The 17474-nt window shown below is 73.3% G+C and carries 19 protein-coding genes; 11 read left to right on the forward strand and 8 right to left on the reverse strand.

What is annotated here, in order from left to right; translation table 11 throughout:
* Nucleotides 1–2 precede the first annotated feature (2 nt).
* A complete protein-coding gene (locus NR112_RS13885) occupies nucleotides 3–1283 on the reverse strand; it encodes an MFS transporter (RefSeq protein ID WP_256794895.1) in 1281 nt (426 codons plus the stop codon).
* A gap of 212 nt (nucleotides 1284–1495) precedes the next feature.
* A complete protein-coding gene (locus tag NR112_RS13890; RefSeq protein ID WP_256794896.1) occupies nucleotides 1496–2668 on the reverse strand; it encodes a citrate/2-methylcitrate synthase in 1173 nt (390 codons plus the stop codon).
* A gap of 117 nt (nucleotides 2669–2785) precedes the next feature.
* On the opposite strand from NR112_RS13890, the gene NR112_RS13895 reads away from it, so the two are divergent.
* Nucleotides 2786–3964, forward strand: coding sequence for a citrate/2-methylcitrate synthase (locus NR112_RS13895; RefSeq protein ID WP_256794897.1), 1179 nt, complete (start codon nucleotides 2786–2788; stop codon nucleotides 3962–3964).
* A gap of 1 nt (nucleotide 3965) precedes the next feature.
* Here NR112_RS13895 and NR112_RS13900 read toward each other — a convergent pair whose 3' ends face one another.
* On the reverse strand, nucleotides 3966–4634 hold the full coding sequence (locus tag NR112_RS13900) for a TrmH family RNA methyltransferase (protein ID WP_256794898.1): 669 nt from the start codon (nucleotides 4632–4634) through the stop codon (nucleotides 3966–3968).
* Nucleotides 4635–4810: 176 nt separating this feature from the next.
* On the opposite strand from NR112_RS13900, the gene NR112_RS13905 reads away from it, so the two are divergent.
* From NR112_RS13905 to NR112_RS13920, 4 genes are all read left to right on the forward strand, one after another.
* Nucleotides 4811–5725 carry an SPFH domain-containing protein gene (locus NR112_RS13905; protein ID WP_256794899.1) on the forward strand — a complete coding sequence of 305 codons (915 nt, stop codon included), beginning with the start codon at nucleotides 4811–4813 and terminating at the stop codon, nucleotides 5723–5725.
* On the forward strand, nucleotides 5722–6348 hold the full coding sequence (locus NR112_RS13910) for a hypothetical protein (protein ID WP_256794900.1): 627 nt from the start codon (nucleotides 5722–5724) through the stop codon (nucleotides 6346–6348). Before NR112_RS13905 ends, NR112_RS13910 begins: the two co-directional genes overlap by 4 nt.
* 258 nt (nucleotides 6349–6606) lie before the next feature.
* The gene (locus NR112_RS13915; RefSeq protein ID WP_256794901.1) at nucleotides 6607–7335 is read left to right on the forward strand and encodes a DedA family protein; all 729 of its coding nucleotides are present in this window, start codon (nucleotides 6607–6609) and stop codon (nucleotides 7333–7335) included.
* Between the two features lie 85 nt (nucleotides 7336–7420).
* The gene (locus tag NR112_RS13920; RefSeq protein ID WP_256794902.1) at nucleotides 7421–8371 is read left to right on the forward strand and encodes a TIGR03086 family metal-binding protein; all 951 of its coding nucleotides are present in this window, start codon (nucleotides 7421–7423) and stop codon (nucleotides 8369–8371) included.
* A 16-nt stretch (nucleotides 8372–8387) separates the two neighbouring features.
* Here the strand turns inward: NR112_RS13920 and NR112_RS13925 are convergent, their stop codons facing one another.
* Nucleotides 8388–9128, reverse strand: coding sequence for a LemA family protein (locus NR112_RS13925; RefSeq protein WP_256794903.1), 741 nt, complete (start codon nucleotides 9126–9128; stop codon nucleotides 8388–8390).
* Between the two features lie 143 nt (nucleotides 9129–9271).
* On the opposite strand from NR112_RS13925, the gene NR112_RS13930 reads away from it, so the two are divergent.
* Nucleotides 9272–9565, forward strand: coding sequence for a DUF1905 domain-containing protein (locus NR112_RS13930; protein WP_256794904.1), 294 nt, complete (start codon nucleotides 9272–9274; stop codon nucleotides 9563–9565).
* Nucleotides 9562–10242 carry a hypothetical protein gene (locus NR112_RS13935; RefSeq protein ID WP_256794905.1) on the forward strand — a complete coding sequence of 227 codons (681 nt, stop codon included), beginning with the start codon at nucleotides 9562–9564 and terminating at the stop codon, nucleotides 10240–10242. The genes NR112_RS13930 and NR112_RS13935 overlap by 4 nt, the downstream gene beginning before the upstream one ends.
* Here NR112_RS13935 and NR112_RS13940 read toward each other — a convergent pair.
* Complete coding sequence (locus NR112_RS13940) at nucleotides 10206–10769, reverse strand: orotate phosphoribosyltransferase (protein ID WP_256794906.1); 564 nt, start codon at nucleotides 10767–10769, stop codon at nucleotides 10206–10208. The two genes, NR112_RS13935 and NR112_RS13940, sit on opposite strands and share 37 nt — an antisense overlap.
* A 151-nt stretch (nucleotides 10770–10920) precedes the next feature.
* Here NR112_RS13940 and NR112_RS13945 point away from each other — a divergent pair, with 151 nt between their 5' ends.
* Nucleotides 10921–11721: a maleylpyruvate isomerase N-terminal domain-containing protein gene (locus NR112_RS13945; protein ID WP_256794907.1), complete on the forward strand. Its 801-nt coding sequence runs from the start codon at nucleotides 10921–10923 to the stop codon at nucleotides 11719–11721.
* A 9-nt stretch (nucleotides 11722–11730) separates the two neighbouring features.
* Here NR112_RS13945 and NR112_RS13950 read toward each other — a convergent pair whose 3' ends face one another.
* Nucleotides 11731–12504 (reverse strand): SDR family oxidoreductase, encoded by a 774-nt coding sequence (locus NR112_RS13950; protein ID WP_256794908.1) that lies wholly within the window; start codon nucleotides 12502–12504, stop codon nucleotides 11731–11733.
* Nucleotides 12505–12556: 52 nt separating this feature from the next.
* Between NR112_RS13950 and NR112_RS13955 the strand changes: the two genes are divergently transcribed.
* Nucleotides 12557–13381 (forward strand): exodeoxyribonuclease III, encoded by an 825-nt coding sequence (locus tag NR112_RS13955; protein WP_256794909.1) that lies wholly within the window; start codon nucleotides 12557–12559, stop codon nucleotides 13379–13381.
* 258 nt (nucleotides 13382–13639) lie between these two features.
* On the opposite strand, the gene NR112_RS13960 is transcribed toward NR112_RS13955, so the two are convergent.
* Nucleotides 13640–15391: an MFS transporter gene (locus NR112_RS13960; protein WP_256794910.1), complete on the reverse strand. Its 1752-nt coding sequence runs from the start codon at nucleotides 15389–15391 to the stop codon at nucleotides 13640–13642.
* A 7-nt stretch (nucleotides 15392–15398) separates the two neighbouring features.
* Entirely contained in the window at nucleotides 15399–16109 is a 711-nt protein-coding gene (locus tag NR112_RS13965) for an LppX_LprAFG lipoprotein (protein WP_256794911.1), read from the reverse strand.
* 120 nt (nucleotides 16110–16229) lie between these two features.
* On the opposite strand from NR112_RS13965, the gene NR112_RS13970 reads away from it, so the two are divergent.
* Nucleotides 16230–16871 carry a hypothetical protein gene (locus NR112_RS13970; RefSeq protein WP_256794912.1) on the forward strand — a complete coding sequence of 214 codons (642 nt, stop codon included), beginning with the start codon at nucleotides 16230–16232 and terminating at the stop codon, nucleotides 16869–16871.
* Nucleotides 16868–17464 carry an HAD family hydrolase gene (locus NR112_RS13975; protein WP_256794913.1) on the forward strand — a complete coding sequence of 199 codons (597 nt, stop codon included), beginning with the start codon at nucleotides 16868–16870 and terminating at the stop codon, nucleotides 17462–17464. The genes NR112_RS13970 and NR112_RS13975 overlap by 4 nt, the downstream gene beginning before the upstream one ends.
* Nucleotides 17465–17474: the final 10 nt, after the last annotated feature.

A 17474-nucleotide genomic window follows, 5' to 3' on the forward strand; every position in this document is an offset into this window, starting at 1 on the left:
CCTCAGGCGCGGCCCTGCACCGGACCCTGCACCGGCCCCTCCACCGGGCGCTCCCCTGGCGCCGTCACGTGACGGTACGGCGAGCTCCAGAGCAGCAGGGCCGCGACCGCGAGACCGACGACCCCGATCGCGATGGCGACCCGGTTGCCCCACGTCGCGGCGACGAGGCCTCCGAGGGGAGCCGCCACGGCGATCGAGCCCCAGTTGAGCGACCGGATCGTCGCGTTCATCCGCCCCCGGAGCCGGTCGGGCGTCACGAGGTTGCGGTAGCTCATGTCGAGCGGATCCCGCAGCCCCATCGCCAGACCGAAGAGCGCGTTGGCGACGAGCGGCCACACGATGGCATACGGCCCGGGCTGGGCGAGCAGCAGGAGGGCGTATGCCGCCGGGCTCAGCCACTCCGTCGTCGTGATCACCCGGCCGGTGCCGAAGCGCAGGCCGAGTCGGGGGGACAGGCCCGCTCCGAGGACGCCGGTCACGCCGGTCGCGGCGAGGACGAGCCCGACCGCCAGCGGGTCGAGGTGCAGCTCCGTCGTCGCGAAGTAGACGAGGACCGTCGTGACCATCGCGTTGGCGAAGAACCAGAGGTGGAGCGAGACGGCGTACGGGCGCAGCACCGGGTGCCGGTAGACCCACGCCGCGCCCTCGCGCAGCTCGCGCCACACGTGCCGCTCGGGCGTGCGCTCGGGAGCCCGCTCCGGGACGCGGACGGTCAGGAGCACGAGGGCCGACACGGCATACGACACGGCATCGACGAGCACCGCCACGGGCGCGGACAGCAGCCGCACGAGCGCACCGCCGATGAGCGGGCCGAGCGACTGCGTCGCGGCGTACGTCTGGGCGAGCCGGGCGTTCGCCGAGGCGAGGCGGGTCTCCGGCACGACCGTCGGCAGGAACGACAGGTGGGCGGCGCTGAAGAACATCGAGGCCGAGCCGGCGCAGAAGACGAGGACGGCGACGAGCGGCACCGTCAGGTGACCGGTCAGGGCGAGCACCCCGATCGTGCCGACGAGCAGGGCGCACAGCACGTCGGCCGCGACGAGCAGCGGCCGGCGCCGCACCCGGTCGACGACGACGCCGGCGAGCATGCCGAAGAGGAGGTACGGCAGCCACGTCGCCGCCCGGACGATCCCGAGCTCGGTCTGGTCGGCGTGAAGGGTCTCGATGAGGAGCAGCTGGAGGGCGAGCGCCGAGACGAAGGTGCCGAGGTTGGAGACGGCATCGGCGACCCAGAACCGGACGAATGCCGCATTACGGGGCGATTCGGCCGACGTTCCTGACACCCCGAGCCCCTCCTGACGCGATACCTACCCTTCCTTGACACCACCTTGTCGAGTCCTGACCTGAACGTCGACCCGAGACCCCGATTCTGTCCTACTGTGGACCTGACGTTCGGAGGGCTCCGGGCGACCACCAGCGACCGGATGCTCCCCCGGTCGCGCCGAGCAGGCCCCGGCAACCGGATGCGTCGGGGCCTGCTCGATGCCCTCCGGGGTCAGGCCGGTTGCGGAGCGCGGACATCCGTGGGCACCCGCTGGGGCGGCGGCGGCCCGACGTACCGTGCGGCCGGCCGGATGATCTTCGGGTCGCGGCTCTGCTCGAGGACGTTGGACGTCCAGCCGACGACGCGCGCGACGCAGAAGGTCGGCGTGAACATCGACGGGTCGAGCCCGGCGAGCTTCATGACGACGCCGGCGTAGAACTCGACGTTGGCATGGAGCTCGCGCCCCGGCTTCAGCTCGGCGAGCGCGCGCTCGATGGCCTCCTCGACCCCGACCGCGAGGTCGACGAGCGGGTCGTCCCAGCCGCCGGCGATCTGCTTGAGCATCTCCGAGCGCGGGTCGCGCGTGCGGTAGACGGCGTGGCCGAAACCCATGATCCGGTCGCCGGACGCGATGCGGTCGCGCACCCAGCCGTCGGCCCGGTCCAGGGTGCCGATCTCGTCGAGGGCCTCGAGCGCCCGGCTCGGCGCGCCGCCGTGCTTGGGACCGGAGAAGGAGCCGATGGCCCCGACGAGGCAGGCCGCGAGGTCGGCGCCGGTGCTCGCGATGACCCGTGCGGTGAAGGTCGAGGCGTTGAAGCCGTGGTCCATCGTCGCGACGAGGTACTGCTCGACGGCGCGGACGTCTCGCGCCGAGGGCAGCCGCCCGGTCACCATGCGCAGGTAGTCCTCGGCGTGGCCCAGCGTCGGGTCGGCCGGCACCGGCTCGAGCCCGTGGTGGAGACGGTGCGCGGCCGCGAGGATCGTCGGCGTGACGGCGACGGCCGCCAGCGCTGTCGCGGCCTTCTCGTCCTCGTCGCAGTCGTAGAGCGGACGCAGGCCGGCGATGCCGCCCCACGCGGACAGCGTCGTGCGCAGCACCTGGAGCGAGTCGGTGGTCGTCGCGCAGATGGCGGGGAGCAGGTCGACGAGACCGGGCGGAAGGACGCGTCGTCGCCCCACGTCCGCGGTGAAGGCGGCCAGCTCTGCGTCGTCGGGCAGGTGGCCGCGCTCGAGCAGGTGCCAGGCCTGCTCGAAGCCGACCTGTGCGGCGAGCTCGACGGCGGAGTACTGCCGGTAGTGGAAGAAGCCCTCGTCGCCGCGGACGTCGCCGAGCTCGGTGTCGGCGACGACGACCTTGGCGAGACCCTTCGGGACGGTGATGAAGTCGGTGGACGTGGTGGACATGGGGTCCTCCTTTCAGGTTCACTCGTCACTCTCAGCGATGTTGATCAACATCGTCAATGTTGATCGCGTCAACGGTTGACGCGATCAACCCATCGGCCCGCCCCTTCCGGAGGCGACGTGACGACCGCACGCGGCACGTGGATCACGACGACGGAGGCCGCCCAGCGGCTCGGCGTCAAGCGCGCGACCCTCTACGCGTACGTCAGCCGCGGGCTGCTGCGGAGCGAGCGCCGGTCGGGCCAGCAGGAGAGCCTCTTCGACCGGGCGCAGATCGATGCCATGGCCTCGGCGACCCGTCCCCCGGGCGGGCCGCGGCCGGTCCTGCGGTTCCGGAGCATCGCCACCGCTGTGAGTCGGCAGGCCGAAGGGGAGCTCTTCTACCGCGGACGGGCCCTCAGCGACGTCGTCGCCCTGCGGTCGCTCGAGGAGGCGGCAGCGGTCGTGCTGGGGACGACCAGCCCGCGAGCCTTCCCGGGGGTGCCTGACACGGCCGACGTCGACCTCAGGAGCCTGCCGCTCGAGCGGCGGATGCCGGTGGCCGTCCAGCTGCTCGCGGCGGCCGACCCCTTCGCGTCGGACACGGACCCCGAACGGGTCAGGCACGCGGCGCTGCCCACGATCCGGGCCGCCGTGGCCCTGGCCGGCGCCTCGTCCCTCCCTCCGTCGGCCCGTGCCCGGCCCGGGGACCTCACGGCCCTGACGCTGACCGCCCTCGGCGGGGACCCGACGGCCCGCGGCGACGTCGCCGTGCTCCGGGTGCTGCTCGTGGCCCTGCTCGACCACGGCCTCACCGCCTCCACCGTCGCCGCGCGGGTCGCCGCCTCGACGCGGGCCGGGCTCCACGACTGCCTGTCGGCCGCGTACGCCGCGATGGCCGGACCGCTCCACGGCGCGGCCCCCGTCGCCGCCCACGCGCTGCTCACCGAGGGCGTCGACCCCGCCGTGCTCGTGGCGCGATCGCTGCGTGAGCGGGGCGTCGTAGCCGGCTTCGGACACTTCCTCTACCCCGAGGGCGACCCGCGGGCCGACGTCGTGCTCGAGGCCCTGTGGCGTCGGCGCGGCACGAGCCCCCTGCGGCGGCGCGTCGACGCGCTGGCGGCACTCGTCGCCCAGCGCACCGGAGCGCTGCCCAACATCGACCTCGCGAGCGCCGCCGTGCTCCACGCCCTCGGCCTGCCCGCCGAGTCGGGCGAGGTGGTCTTCCAGGTCGCGAGGTCGGTCGGCGTCGCCGCCCACGTCGTCGAGGAGTATGCCGAGGAGCCCTTGCGCTGGCGCGGTCGCGACCCGCAGGGCTGAGCTACACGCGCTGGTCGAAGACGTGCCGCCGCACCCAGGCGTGCATCGCGATCGCCGCGGCCGCGCCGGCGTTGATCGAGCGGGTGGAGCCGAACTGCTCGATGTGGAGCACGGCCGTGCACACGGCCCGCATCGGCTCGGACAGCCCCGGGCCCTCCTGGCCGAAGACGAGGACGCACCGGCGCGGCAGCTCGAAGGTCTCGATGGGCACCGAGCCGGGCAGGTTGTCGACGCCGACGAGGGCGAGCCCCTCGCCGCGCGCCCATGCGGCGAGCGAGGCGGCGTCCGGGTGGTGGTGCTCGTGCTGGTAGCGGTCGGTGACCATGGCCCCGCGGCGGTTCCACCGCCGCTTGCCGACGATGTGGAACGCCCGCGCGCCCATGGCGTTCGCCGTTCGGATGACGGACCCGATGTTGAAGTCGTGGCCCCAGTTCTCCACGGCGACGTGGAAGTCGTGGCGCCGGGCGTCGAGGTCGGTGACGATCGCGTCGTGGCGCCAGTACCGGTAGGCGTCGACGACGTTGCGCCGGTCGCCGTGCTCGAGCAGCTCGGGGTCCCAGTGGTCGCCGGACGGCCACGGTCCCGGCCAGGGGCCGACCCCGACGGCGACGGCCGGGGCGTTCGGTGCGTCCGGCCCGTTCGGGGTCTCACCCCCTTCAGGCGATGCCACGGGTCCCCTTCCGGTTCAGTCTGGTGTCACATCGGATGCCCGGAAGACTAACGACCGGGCGAACGGCCGGACGACCCACCGGGGCGGTCCGGTGGCGACAGGAGACCTGCCATGCGTTCCACGACCCCGGCGACCGGCTCGGTCACCACGCTCGCCGCGACCGGCCGGAGTCGGTCATGAGCACCGCCGCCACCGTGATCCTCGTCGTGCTCCTCGTGCCGATCCTCGCGATCTTCGCGTGGATGGTCGTCACGGCCTCGATGATCAAGGTGCCGGCCGGCGCCCTCGGCCTCGTGCTCAAGAACGGCCGGGCAACCGACCACTCCCTGACGCCCGGCCGGCACTGGGTGCCGCTCCTGCGCAAGACGATGGTCGTGGAGTACCCGTCGGTGGAGATGGCCTACCGAGCCGGCGAGGACACCTCGTCTGCGGCGTCGCAGCTCGACCGCACCGGACCCAGCCTCAGCTGCGCCCTCGGGGACCGGGCCCTGGCAGACGTCGCGTACACGGTGCGCTACGCAATCGTCCCCGAGCGGCTGCGCACCGTGCACGAACGGTTCGGGCCCGAGGGCGTCCACGGACTCGTCCGGGACGCGAGTGGTCGGGCGATCAGCCGCGCTCTGAGCGACCCCGCCGTCACGGTCGAGACCCTCTTCGGGAGCGCCCGGTCCGACACCGAGACCAGGCTCGCGGAGGCCGTCACGGCCGCGCTCGAGGAGCACGGGCTACGCGTCACCGGCTTCGTGCTCGGGCCGGTCGACCTCGGCCGTACGGGCGAGGTCATCCAGGCCACCGTGCGCGCCACGTTCGAGCTCGCTCTCGAGGAGGCCGAGGCCGCCACCCGGATCGCCCGGGCCCAGAACGACGGCCGGCTCGAGCAGGAGATCACGACCGCACGCGAGGACGCCTGGCGCTACCGCGAGACCGACCTGTGGCGCGACCTCGTGCAGCGTTCGGACGGCGTCCAGGTGGGCCGTCGCCGTCCTGGCTACGGTCCCGGGCGGATGGGGCTCACGGTCCGCGAGGACCCTGCCGCTCCCCAGGGCGCCGCCGCGGCCGCCGACCAGCCTCCGGGCACTGAGCCGCAATGAACCGCGAGGGCTCCTTCGTCGACCGTCTCATCGAGATGGTCACGGTGCTCGTCCTCGGGCTCGCCACGGTCGGGACGGCCTGGTGCGGCTACCAGGCGTCCCAGTGGAGCGGGGCGCAGAGCACCGCGACGAGCACGTCGACCGACCAGCGCGTCGAGGCCAGCCGGCTGTTCGGCGTCGCGACCCAGAAGGTCAGCTACGACAGCAGCATGATCGCCCAGTACGCGCAGGCGGTGCAGGCGAAGAACACCCCGCTCGTCGGCTTCTACCGCGCGACCCTCATCCGCGAGGAGCTGCTCCCCGTCATCGACCGCTGGGAGGCCGAGATCAAGGCGGGAGGCACCCCCACGAGGCTCATCGACGACACGAGCTACATGGGCGCCCAGCTCGGGCCCTACCAGGCGGCCACCGCGAAGGCGGACGCCTCGGGCAAGCAGGCGCTCCAGGCCGGGGAAACGGCGCACGACTACGTCATCAACACGATCCTGCTCGCGGTCGCGCTCTTCTTCTCCGGCGTCCTGTCGAGCTTCCGCTACCGGCCGGCACGCCTGCTGCTCGTCGTGGCCGCCATCGCGACCGTGGCCGTGGCCGCCGTGAACCTCGCAGACCTGCCCATCGCCTGACGGCGCGGCCGCGCTCGCAACGGGATCAGGAGGAGGACGGCACGCGCGCCGTCGTGGGCGCCGCAGCGTCCACGACCCCGAGTGTCCGGCAGGTGCCGCCACTCCTCCTTCGCTCCCGCGTCCATCGTGAACCGGGTCCGCGCGCCGACGGAAGGGACGTCGTCCCATCGATATCCCTTCGAGACCCGCTCGAGACCCCACAGCGCGCCGACAGCGCGGATTCAGGCGCTCCCGGGCCCACGGCATACCCTGTCACCCATGCACGCACTCGCCTCCGTCCTGCCGGCCATCGCGCCGGCCCTCGGCCCCAAGTGGATGGACCCCACCTACCTGCTCCAGCAGTACGGCGAGGCCTTCTTCTGGATCGCCGTCGCCATCGTCTTCATCGAGTGCGGACTCCTCTTCCCGATCCTGCCCGGCGACTCCCTCCTCTTCGCGGTGGGCCTGTTCATCGCGACCGGCCAGGTGCACGTCAACCTCGGCGTGGCGATCGTGATCCTGTGCGCGTCGGCCTTCCTCGGCAACGTCGTCGGCTACGAGATCGGTCGGGCCCTCGGCACACCCCTCTATGCGCGCGACGGCAAGGTGCTCAAGAAGAAGTACTTCGACCAGACGACGGACTTCTTCGACCGGCACGGCAACAAGGCCCTCGTCATCGGGCGGTTCGTCCCGATCGTGCGCACCTACATCACCGTCGTCGCCGGCGTCAGCCGGATGGAGCGCCGCCGCTTCTTCACGTGGAGCGCCGTCGGCGCCGTCCTGTGGGCGGCCGGCATCACCCTTCTCGGCTACTTCCTCGGGCAGGCCTTCCCGTGGCTCACCGACAAGCTCGAGGTCGCGATCCTGCTCGTCGTCGCGGTCTCGCTGCTGCCGATGGTCTACGAGTTCCTCAAGCACCGCCGCCGGGCCAAGGCCCTCGCCGCCGAGACCGCCGACGCGGCGGGCGACATCTCCGACGCCGCGAGGGGCAGCGACCGCACCTCCTGACCTACCCGCACGCCTTGACGTGAAGTCCTGACGCGCCGCCCGTGCCCGGAGCACACTGGTGCTGCAGGGGCGATGGGAGGACGTCATGGAGACAACGACCGAGACCCCGGACACCGGGTCCGACGTCGGCGGTGCCTACCGCCGCAGCGTGCACTGGTGGACGCAGCAGGTCGCCTCGGTGGCCGACGACCAGTGGGGCCTGCCGACGCCGTGCAGCGAATGGACGGTGCGGGACCTCGTGAACCACGTGACGGGCGAGGACCTCTGGACCTCACCGCTCATGCGCGGCCGCAGCATCGCCGACGTCGGCAGCCGGCTCGACGGCGACCTCCTAGGTGAGGACGCCCGGGACGCCGCGGCGTCAGCCGCGACCGAGGCCCTCGGCGCCGTCGCCGAGACGCTCCCCTCGCACGGCACCGTGCAGCTGTCCTACGGCGAGGAGTCGATGGACGAGTACGTCCGCCAGCTCGTGGCAGACCACCTCGTGCACGGCTGGGACCTCGCGGCGGCGATCGGGCAGGACCGCACGCTCGACCCGGGCCTCGTCGCCGACGTGGCGACGTGGTTCGACCGCATGGAGGAGGCCTACCGCTCCGGCGGGGCGGTCGGACCGCGTATGCCGTCCGGTGGCGACCCGCAGGCCGACCTCCTCGCGCGCTTCGGACGGGACGGCGCCTGGGGTCCGAACCACGCGGGTTTCACCGCCTTCGTCGCGGCGTTCGGCCGGGGCGACGTCGACGCGATCATGTCGCTCATGACCGACGACTGCGTCTTCGAGGCCACGGGGCCGGCGCCGGACGGCGTACGCCATGAGGGCGCGACCGACGTGCGCTCGGTGTGGGAGTCGCTCTTCACCGAGACGGGCAGCCCGCTCTTCACGGCCGAGGAGTCCTTCGTCGCCGGCGACCGGGGGGTGCTGCGCTGGCGCTTCTCCTGGGTTGCCCCCGACGGCTCGCCCGGTCACGTGCGCGGCATCGACCTCGTGCGCCTGCGCGACGGCAAGGTCTGCGAGAAGCTCTCCTACGTCAAGGGCTGACGCCCCTGACACCCCGTCAGGCGCCGGACGTGCCCGGTCCGGCCGAGTCGGACGTCGGGTCGGGCTGTGCGGCGCCGGGGGCCTGGGCCTGCGGCAGCGCGCCCGGCGCGCCACCCGGCTGGGTCGACGAGCCGCCGACGGCACCGGGCTGGGTGGACGCCGAGACGGCCGGGGTGCCGGAGCCCCCGACGGCGCTGTCGCCCCCGAACGACACGCTCGGGGCGACGGCCTCGGTCGCGGGGGTCTCGAAGTACTCGGCGCGCTTGACGCCGGCCATGTTGGCGACGATGTTCGAGGGGACGGACTCGACCTTGGTGTTGAGGTCGCGCACCAGGGCGTTGTAGTAGCGGCGCGAGCTCGCGATGCGGTCCTCGGTGCTCGTCAGCTCCTGCTGGAGGGCGAGGAAGTTCTGGTTGGCCTTGAGGTCGGGGTAGGCCTCGGCGACGGCCATGAGGCGGCCGAGCGCCTGGCTCAGCTGACCCTCGGCCTGTGCCGAGGCGGCGGGCGTCGACGCGCCCGACATGGCGGCGGACCGGGCCTGCATGACCTCCTCGAGCGTGCCGCGCTCGTGCGACGCGTAGCCCTTGACCGTCTCGACGAGGTTGGGGATGAGGTCGTGACGACGCTTCAGCTCGACGTCGATCTGGCGCCAGCCCTCCTCGACCTTGTTGCGCAGGCCGATGAGGCCGTTGTACATGACGACGCCGACGACGGCGAGGAGCACGACGAGGCCGAGCAGGATCCAGACGATGATCATGGGTTCTCCCGATAGAGGGCGGCGGGTCGGTGTGCCGGTCGAGCCGATCCTAGTGCGGGGTGCACGCGTGCAGACCGGGTCGCGGGTGCGACGCGGTCGCCGCTCCCCCGGTTCCTGTCGGTGCCGGGTCCTAGCGTGGACGCATGACGACGCTCCGGTTCACGGCCGACCTGTGGCGCTGGGAGGCGCAGACGGGATGGTTCTTCGTGACGGTCGGCACCGACGCGTCGGCGCGCATCCGCGAGGTCCCGCGGCCGCCGCGCGGCTTCGGCTCCGTGCGCGTCCGGGCGACCGTCGGAGCCACGACGTGGACGACGTCCGTCTTCCCGGACGCGAGCCGCGGCGCCTACGTGCTGCCGGTCAAGAAGGCGGTGCGCCACGCCGAGGGTCTCGGGGAGGGCGACCCGGCCGACGTCGTCCTCGAGGTGCTCGAGTGAGCGGCACCGTCCCCCCGGCCCGCAACCGGGTCGACCCCTTCGGCACCGTCGTCGCGGCTCCCGGGCGCGGCGACCTCATGGGCAACCGGGGCCGGCTGCACGACGGCGCGGGCACACGCGACGTCCGCCGGCACCACGTCGGACGGGCGTGGATCACGTGCCTGCTGGACGTCCGCGACCGCCGGGTGCGGCAGTGGGACCCCAGCCACTACACGCCGCTCTTCTTCCTCGACGAGGCGCTGGCGCTCGCGGCCGGGCATCGTCCGTGTGCCGAGTGCCGTCGCGCCGACTTCGGCCGCTTCCGCGACCTCGTCGCAGTGGCGCACCGCACGACCCGCCTGCCGGCCCCCGGCCTCGACCGGCTGCTCCACGACGAGCGCTGGGACGCGCGCCGCCGCACCCGCCGGCTGCACGCGTACGCCTGGGGTGACCTGCCCGACGGCACCTACGTGCTGCTGGGGTCGGGTCCGGCCGTCGTCACCAGCGGGGGCCTGCTGCCCTGGCTGCGCGACAACACGTATGCCGCCGTCCCCGTCGAGCGTCCCCGCGTCGGCATCGCGACGGTGATCACGCCACCGTCGTCGGTCGAGGCCCTGCGGGGAGGGTTCGAGGTCCACGTCGGGCGGCGCCCGGGTGGGCCTCAGGCGAGCCCGAGCTCCTCGAGCGAGAAGGCGTAGCGGTACTCCACGCCCGCCTCGGCCGTGATCCGGTCGCCGGCGCCGGTGGCGCGGTCGGCGATGGTGGCGACGGCGACGACCTCGGCGCCGTCCGCACGGGCTGCCTCGACGGCGGCGAGGGGCGACGCACCGGTCGTCGTCGTGTCCTCGACGACGAGCACCTGTCGACCGGTGATCGACGGCCCCTCGATGCGCTGCTGGAGGCCGTGCGCCTTGCCGGCCTTGCGCACGACGAAGGCGTCGAGGCGCTCACCGGCGGCCGCGGCCGCGTGCAGCATCGAGGTCGCGACGGGGTCGGCGCCGAGCGTCAGGCCACCCACGGCGGCATACGTCAGGTCCCGGGTCAGCTCGCGCATGACGATCCCGACGAGGGGCGCGGCCTCCCCGTCGAGGGAGATGCGGCGCAGGTCGACGTAGTAGTCGGCCTCCTTGCCCGAGCTGAGGGTCACGCGACCGTGGACGATCGCCCTCTCCCGGATGATCTCGAGCAGGCGGGCACGGGCAGCGGGGGTGTCAGTGTCGGTCACGAGGCTCCATCGTAGGGCCCCCGTCAGTCGGGCCGCCCCCGAACTGCCACCGGTGCATCTCGACGACGAGGCGAGAGCCCTGGGGAGGTCGCCGGCCGTCGGACCGGAAAAGAGCTGTCGGGTGGGCGCGGTCCGGTGGTAGACATCCGGCGTGACGAGCGCTCCCGAGTTCCCCGACCTGCTGCGCCTCGTCGACGAGCGGTCGCGGGCCTTCCGCTCCGCCGTGTCGATGGCCTCCACGCTCGACGTGCCGGTCCCGACGTGTCCCGAGTGGACCCTCCGCGACCTGGTGCACCACGTGGGCGAGGGGCGACGCTCCTGGGCCGCCACGGTCGCCGCCGGGCCCGCGGCGACCTCCCGGATCCGGCCGCCGACGGACGGCGACGCGGCTGCGCCGCGGGAGCCCGAGGCCCTGGACACCTGGCTGGCGGCGTCGAGCGGGCTGCTCCTCGACGCGCTGCGCGAGGCGGGACCCGAGCGTGGCTGCTGGACGTGGTGGGGTGACTCGCAGTCGCCCCGGACGTGCGGCGCCGTCGCCCGGCACCAGCTCCAGGAGATCGCCGTGCACACGTACGACGCCCAGCTCACGGTCGGCGCCCCCCGGGCCCTACCCGACGACGTGGCCCTCGACGGGGTCGAGGAGTTCCTCTTCACCTGCTGCGCCACGACGAGCCCGTGGCCGCACGAGCCCGCCGTCGTCGACTACGAGGCGACCGAGGGTCGCTCGTGGCGGCTGCGGGTCTCCGCCGACGGCGCGCGGATCGCACGACGGCCCGAGGCCGGCGGGCCGGGGGCTGCCAACGACGGCCGGGAGACGGTCGATGCCCGCGTCAGCGCCACGGCGAGCGAGATCGTCCTTGCCGCCTTCTACGGCCGCCGGTCCCTGGAGGGACTGACGATCGAGGGCGACCGACGGGTCATCGACCGGCTGATCGCCTGGGAGCCGGAGTAGCGCCGACGATCAGCGTCGGACGAGGCGGCCCCGACGGATGAGCGAGCGCGGCACGACGCGGAGCAGCCCGACCAGCGCCTTGTACTGCAGGCCCGGGACCGAGACGACCCGGCCCTTGTCGACGTCGTCCAGGCAGTCGGAGACGAGCCGCGTCGGGTCGAGCCACATGAAGTCGGGCCCGGGCTTGCTGATCCCCGCGCGCTGCTGGAACTCGGTGTGGGTGAAGCCGGGGCACAGGGCCGTCACGGTGACCCCCGACCCGGCGAGCTCGCCGGCGAGCCCCTCGCTGAAGGTCGTGACCCACGCCTTGGCCGCGGAGTAGGAGCCGGAGGCGATGAAACCGGCCACCGACGAGACGTTGACGATGCGGCCCCGCCCGCGCTCTCGCATCGCGACACCGGCCGCGTGCGAGAGGACGAGCACCGCCCGCGTCAGCACGTCGAAGGCGGCCTCCTCCACGGCGACGTCGTTGCGCAGGAAGCTGCGGCGCTGGCCGTAGCCGGCGTTGTTGACGAGCACGTCGACGGGACGCCCGGGGTCGGCCACGCGGTCGGCGACCGTCTGCAGCGCCGACCGGTCCGAGAGGTCGGCGACGAGCACCTCGGCCGTGACGGCATACGTGCTCGTCAGCTCGGCGGCGACGGCGTCGAGGCGCTCACGGTCGCGGGCGACGAGGACCAGGTCGTGCTGGCGGGCGGCGAGCTGCCGCGCGAACTCGTGTCCGATGCCAGCGCTCGCGCCGGTGACGAGGGCCGTGGGTCGCGTCGTGCGCGGTGCAGTCATGTGGCTCACCCTAGGGACCGGCCGTCGGCGCGGCGGTCTAGGGTGGCCGACTGTGCGCATCGCCACCTGGAACGTCAACTCCATCCGATCCCGCGTCGACCGCGTCGCCGCCTGGCTCGAGCGGAGCGACGTCGACGTGCTCGCGATCCAGGAGACCAAGGCGCGCGCCGACCAGTTCCCCCTCGAGCGGTTCGAGGCTCTCGGCTACGAGGTCGCCCACCACGGACTGAGCCAGTGGAACGGCGTCGCCGTCGTCTCGCGGGTCGGTCTCGAGGACGTGCAGGTCGGGTTCGACGGGATGCCGGGCTGGGGAGACCCGGTCGCGCCCGAGGCGCGCGCCATCAGCGCGCTGTGCGACGGCGTACGCGTGTGGTCCCTCTACGTCCCGAACGGCCGCTCCCTCGATGACCCGCACCTCGCCTACAAGCTGAGCTGGCTCGAGGCGCTGGCGGCTGCCGGCCGCGGATGGCTGGCCGACGACCCCGGGGCTCAGATCGCCCTGCTCGGCGACTGGAACATCGCGCCGACGGACGCCGACGTGTGGAGCGTCCCCTACTACGAGGACAAGACCCACACCTCGCCCGGTGAGCGCGCCGCCTTCCAGGGCGTCGTCGACGCCGGCTTCCGCGACGTCGTGCGCCCGCACACGAGCGAGCCCGGCACCTTCACCTACTGGGACTACACGCAGCTGCGCTTCCAGAAGCGCCAGGGCATGCGCATCGACTTCGCGCTGTGCTCCCCCGCCCTCGCCGACCGCGTCGTCGGGGCCGCCATCGACCGCGAGGAGCGCAAGGGCAAGGGTGCCTCCGACCACGCGCCCGTCGTCTTCCAGGTCGGCGTCGCCGAGGACGTCGAGCCGACGGGCTCCGACACGTGAGGCGCCACGACCGCCCGCGGACCGCTGTGAGCCCCCGGCCCGCCGTTCATGTCCTGACGCTACGTCCCCGCGACCCGTCCCGTCACCACCCGCTCGTCGGGCAGGCCCAACGGTCGCATGCCGCCCTGCCGTCCCTGCGTCACGGGTGCATCCCGTGCAGCACTGACGTAGGGAGCGGGGCGGGGCGGGTCCGGCCGCTCGTCCGACGTCACCAACGTCGGGGGTCAGCCCTTGGCGGGCAGGTGCGCGTCGAACGTCTCAAAGGGCGACGAAGCGGGGAGCGTCGGCGTCCGCCGGCGCGCTCTCGCCCGTGCGGCCGCTGACACCGAGGGTGAAGGCCATGCCAGCCCCGAGCAGGGCGGCGATCGCGCCCCCGAGGAAGACCGTCTGCACCTGCACGACGCCGGCCCCGATGAGGGCATCGGTGTCGAGCTGGTCCGGCAGCCGACGCACCGCCTCGAAGTAGCGGTTGAGCCCGATCGACGTGAGCAGCGCGAGCCCGACGACCATGCCGACCATCCGGGCCACGACGACGAGCGAGCTCGCGACCCCGTGAGCGTCGGCCGGGGAGTCGGCGAGCGCCGCGTTGTTGACGGGCGCGAGCGCGAGGCCCATCCCGAGGCCGACGACGACGAGGACGACGGTCGCCGGCACGGTGTCGCCGACCGACTCGAGCGTCCAGCGGGACATCACGACGAGGCCGACCCCGGCGAGGAGCAGGCCGGCGCCGGCGACGGCACCGTCACCGAGACGGCGCAGCGACCAGCCGCCGACGAGGGCTCCGACGGGGACGGCGAGCAGGAAGCGGACGAGGACGAGCGCCGCGCCGGTCTCGTCGTAGGTGTCGGTGAGCCGTGCGAGGAGCGGCACGTCGACGACGACCGAGACGAGGGCCGCCCCGACGAGGAGGCTGACGACGAGCGAGCGGCCGCCCCGCGCCCCGACGACTCCACGAGGGATGAGCGGGTCCGCCGCGTGACGGTGCCACCACACGAGGGCGAGGAGGGCGACGGCGCCGACGGGGAGCAGGCTGTAGCCGAGCGGGCCGACGACCTCCTTCTCCGGGTCGGACGACGCGAAGGTCAGCACGAGGCTGCCCAGTGCGACCGCCACGAGCAGCGCGCCGACGAGGTCGGCCCGCCGCAGGACGGCCCACCACCGGGGCGCCGTCAGCACCGCGACGACGGCGAGCAGCGCGAGGCCGACGACACCGACCGGCGTCAGCACACGCGAGCTGCCGGCGAAGGGCACGAAGGGCGCGCCGAGGGTCACGTCGGTGACGAGCGACTCGGGAGCTGCGAGCGCCAGTCCGGTGACGGCGAGACCGACGACGAGCAGCACCGCCGTGATCGCCCACAGGACGCGGCGGCTACCCGCAGCACCCGGGCGGGTCACGTCAGCCGACCCCCGCGAGCGCCCGCGGGGACCGAGAAGGTGGATGACGGCGTACAGCACGAGGGCGGCGGCGACGTTGAGCCAAAAGATCGCCCGCCATCCGGACCAGGCCAGCACGACCGCGCCGAGGACCGGGCCGAGCACGGAGCCGAGCTCCTGCACGGCGCCGACGACCCCGAGCGGCGTCCCACGCCGGTGCGGCGGCCAGAGGTCCGCGACGAGGGCGAGGGTGGCCGGGACGAGACCTCCGCCACCGATGCCCTGGAGGACCCGACCGGTCACGAGCACCGGCATCTCGACGGCGAGCGCCGTGACGGCCGAGCCGACGACGAAGACGAGGAGGCACCCGAGCAGGATGCGCCGGCGGTCGAGCAGGTCGGAGAGCCGGCCGATGAGCGGCAGCACCGCGATGTAGCCGAGGAGGAAGCCGGAGATGATCGGTGTCGCCCGCTGGAGGGCGTCGATGCCGATGCCGACGCCGGCCATCATGTCGGTGAGCGCCAGGACGACGACGTACGTGTCGGCGGCGGCCAGGGCGACCGCGGCGGACGCGGCCGACAGCAGCGCGAGGCGGTGCGTGCCGGCAGCGGCCCCGGACAGGTGTGGTGACGTCACCGGCGCGTCAGGGCTTGGTGATGGCGACGGGCTTGCCGTACTGGTCGAGCGTCAGGGTGTACGTCGACGTCGTGCCGGGGCCGAAGAACGGGCCCGTGATGACGACCTGGCGCAGCTCCTGGGAGTCCGTGAGCCCGTAGGTCGCCTGGAACGTGCCGTTGGGGTCGCCGATGAGGAAGAGGTCGGTGACCGCCTTGCCCGGCACGCTGCCCGTGATCGTCGTCAGCACCTCGGAGCCCTTCCGCACCTTCTCGCCCGCGACCGGGGAGGTCGTCGCGGTGAGGAGCGTCGTCAGCCCCTTGTCGGGTGAGAAGAGGACGGCTGGGTCGGGAAGGCCGAACGTCTTGGGGTCGATCTTGTTCGTGCCGGGGACGAGGGGGAGCTTGGCGTAGACGTCGCCGTCGAGCGACGTGATGTCGGCGTCGGCCTGGATGCCGTTGAGCGTCACCTTGAAGGTGCCCTTGAACGCCGGTGGGTGCTTGCCCCAGCCGTCGGCGGACACGACCCCGCTGGCACCCTGCGGGACGTTGCTGCTCGCGAGCGCGAGGTGCACCGAGGGGGCCGCGTCGACCTTGGTCTTGGCGGCAGCGAGCTGCTGCGCCGGCGAGAGCTGTGACGCCGTCGGCGTCGACCCGTCCGGGCTGCTCGAGCAGGAGGCCACCCCGACGACGCAGAGCGCCGAGAGGGCAGCGGCGGCGAGCGTTCCCGTGATGCGCATGGGGGTCAGGCTAACCGAGGAGGCCTCTCCCCTCGGTCCGCCGCGGCAATGTGGGTATGGCTAGGGTCGGGGACGATCACGGCGGGACAACCCCGCCACCAGACGAAGGAGCACGAACCCATGGCCCTGCTCGGAGTGATCCTGCTGCTGGTCGGCGCCGGAGTCGGCGTCGTCGCCTACCTGGCGACCCACGCCGCCGCCGGGACGGTCGCCGTCACGGCCTTCGGCTTCACGCGCAACGCGACGCCGCTCGAGCTCGTCGTCTACGGCGCAGCCGCGGTCCTGCTCTTCGCGCTCGGCTGGGCCATGGTCTCGGCCGCCGCCCGCCGCCGCGCCCGCCTGCGCCGCGAGGACAAGGAGGCGACCCGCGTCACCGAGCTCGAGGAGAACGCCGAGGCCGCGCGCCTCGACCACGAGCGTCGCTTCCAGGAGGCCGGCCTGCGGGACGAGGACCTGCGCCGCCGCGAGAGCGAGCTGTCGGCTCGCCACGAGGGCCTCGACACCCGTGAGGCCGAGCTGTCGCGCCGCGAGGCCGAGTGGCGTGAGCGCGAGGGCCCGTCCGTCGCCGACGTCGTGACCGGCCGCGCCGACGGGAGCGTCAACGAGGGCACCGCGTCGTGGACGGACCAGCCGCGTTCGGCGGGCAGCGTCGAGCGCCCGGCCGAGACGCGGAGCAGCCGTCGGGCCGACCGCCCCGACGAGCTCGACCCGGCCGACACCACCTCCTCCGACGAGCACGAGCAGCGCGACTCGACGGTGTGAGGGACCACACCGCCTACGTCTTCGACCTCGACGGCGTCGTCCGGGACTTCGCCCCGGGCGACGCCGACCCCGCGATCGAGGCGGCCCTCGGGCTGCCCGCCGGGCACGTGGCGGCGACGGCCTTCGCCAGCGATCTGCTCCTGCCGACGATCACGGGCCGGCGCACCTTCGACGAGTGGTATGCCGCCATCTGCGCCGCGCTCGAGGAGGTCGTCCCCGAGCCGGCGCGGGTGCGCGAGCACATGACGCGGTGGCACGCCAACCGCGGCACCGTCATCGACGAGACGGTCGAGCGCCTCGAGGAGCTGCGCGCGGGCGGCCACCGCACGTACGTCTTCACCAACGGCACCGACCAGGTGCCGCAGGAGATGGAGCTGCTCGGGATCAACCGGCTCTTCGACGGCCTGCTCAACACCACCGACTTCGGCGTGGCCAAGCCCGACCCGATGGCGTATGCCGCCGCCCACCGCGCCATCGAGGCCGACCTCGGGCGCGTGGTGGCCCGCGCCGAGGTCTGGTTCACCGACGACCGCGAGGACAACGTCGCGGCCGCCCGTGAGTTCGGTTGGGACGCAGAGCTCTTCACTCGCTGAGGGCCGTGTG

Origin of the sequence: Terrabacter sp. Ter38 (assembly GCF_024519435.1) — a bacterium.
Taxonomy (GTDB): domain Bacteria; phylum Actinomycetota; class Actinomycetes; order Actinomycetales; family Dermatophilaceae; genus Terrabacter.

Excerpts from the sequence above, each read along its gene's own strand:
- NR112_RS13890 (WP_256794896.1), bottom strand. The coding sequence starts at position 2,668 with ATGTCCACCACGTCCACCGACTTCATCACCGTCCCGAAGGGTCTCGCC.
- NR112_RS13905 (WP_256794899.1), top strand. The coding sequence starts at position 4,811 with ATGAGCACCGCCGCCACCGTGATCCTCGTCGTGCTCCTCGTGCCGATC.
- NR112_RS13910 (WP_256794900.1), top strand. The coding sequence starts at position 5,722 with ATGAACCGCGAGGGCTCCTTCGTCGACCGTCTCATCGAGATGGTCACG.
- NR112_RS13915 (WP_256794901.1), top strand. The coding sequence starts at position 6,607 with ATGCACGCACTCGCCTCCGTCCTGCCGGCCATCGCGCCGGCCCTCGGC.
- NR112_RS13920 (WP_256794902.1), top strand. The coding sequence starts at position 7,421 with ATGGAGACAACGACCGAGACCCCGGACACCGGGTCCGACGTCGGCGGT.
- NR112_RS13925 (WP_256794903.1), bottom strand. The coding sequence starts at position 9,128 with ATGATCATCGTCTGGATCCTGCTCGGCCTCGTCGTGCTCCTCGCCGTC.
- NR112_RS13930 (WP_256794904.1), top strand. The coding sequence starts at position 9,272 with ATGACGACGCTCCGGTTCACGGCCGACCTGTGGCGCTGGGAGGCGCAG.
- NR112_RS13950 (WP_256794908.1), bottom strand. The coding sequence starts at position 12,504 with ATGACTGCACCGCGCACGACGCGACCCACGGCCCTCGTCACCGGCGCG.
- NR112_RS13965 (WP_256794911.1), bottom strand. The coding sequence starts at position 16,109 with ATGCGCATCACGGGAACGCTCGCCGCCGCTGCCCTCTCGGCGCTCTGC.
- NR112_RS13970 (WP_256794912.1), top strand. The coding sequence starts at position 16,230 with ATGGCCCTGCTCGGAGTGATCCTGCTGCTGGTCGGCGCCGGAGTCGGC.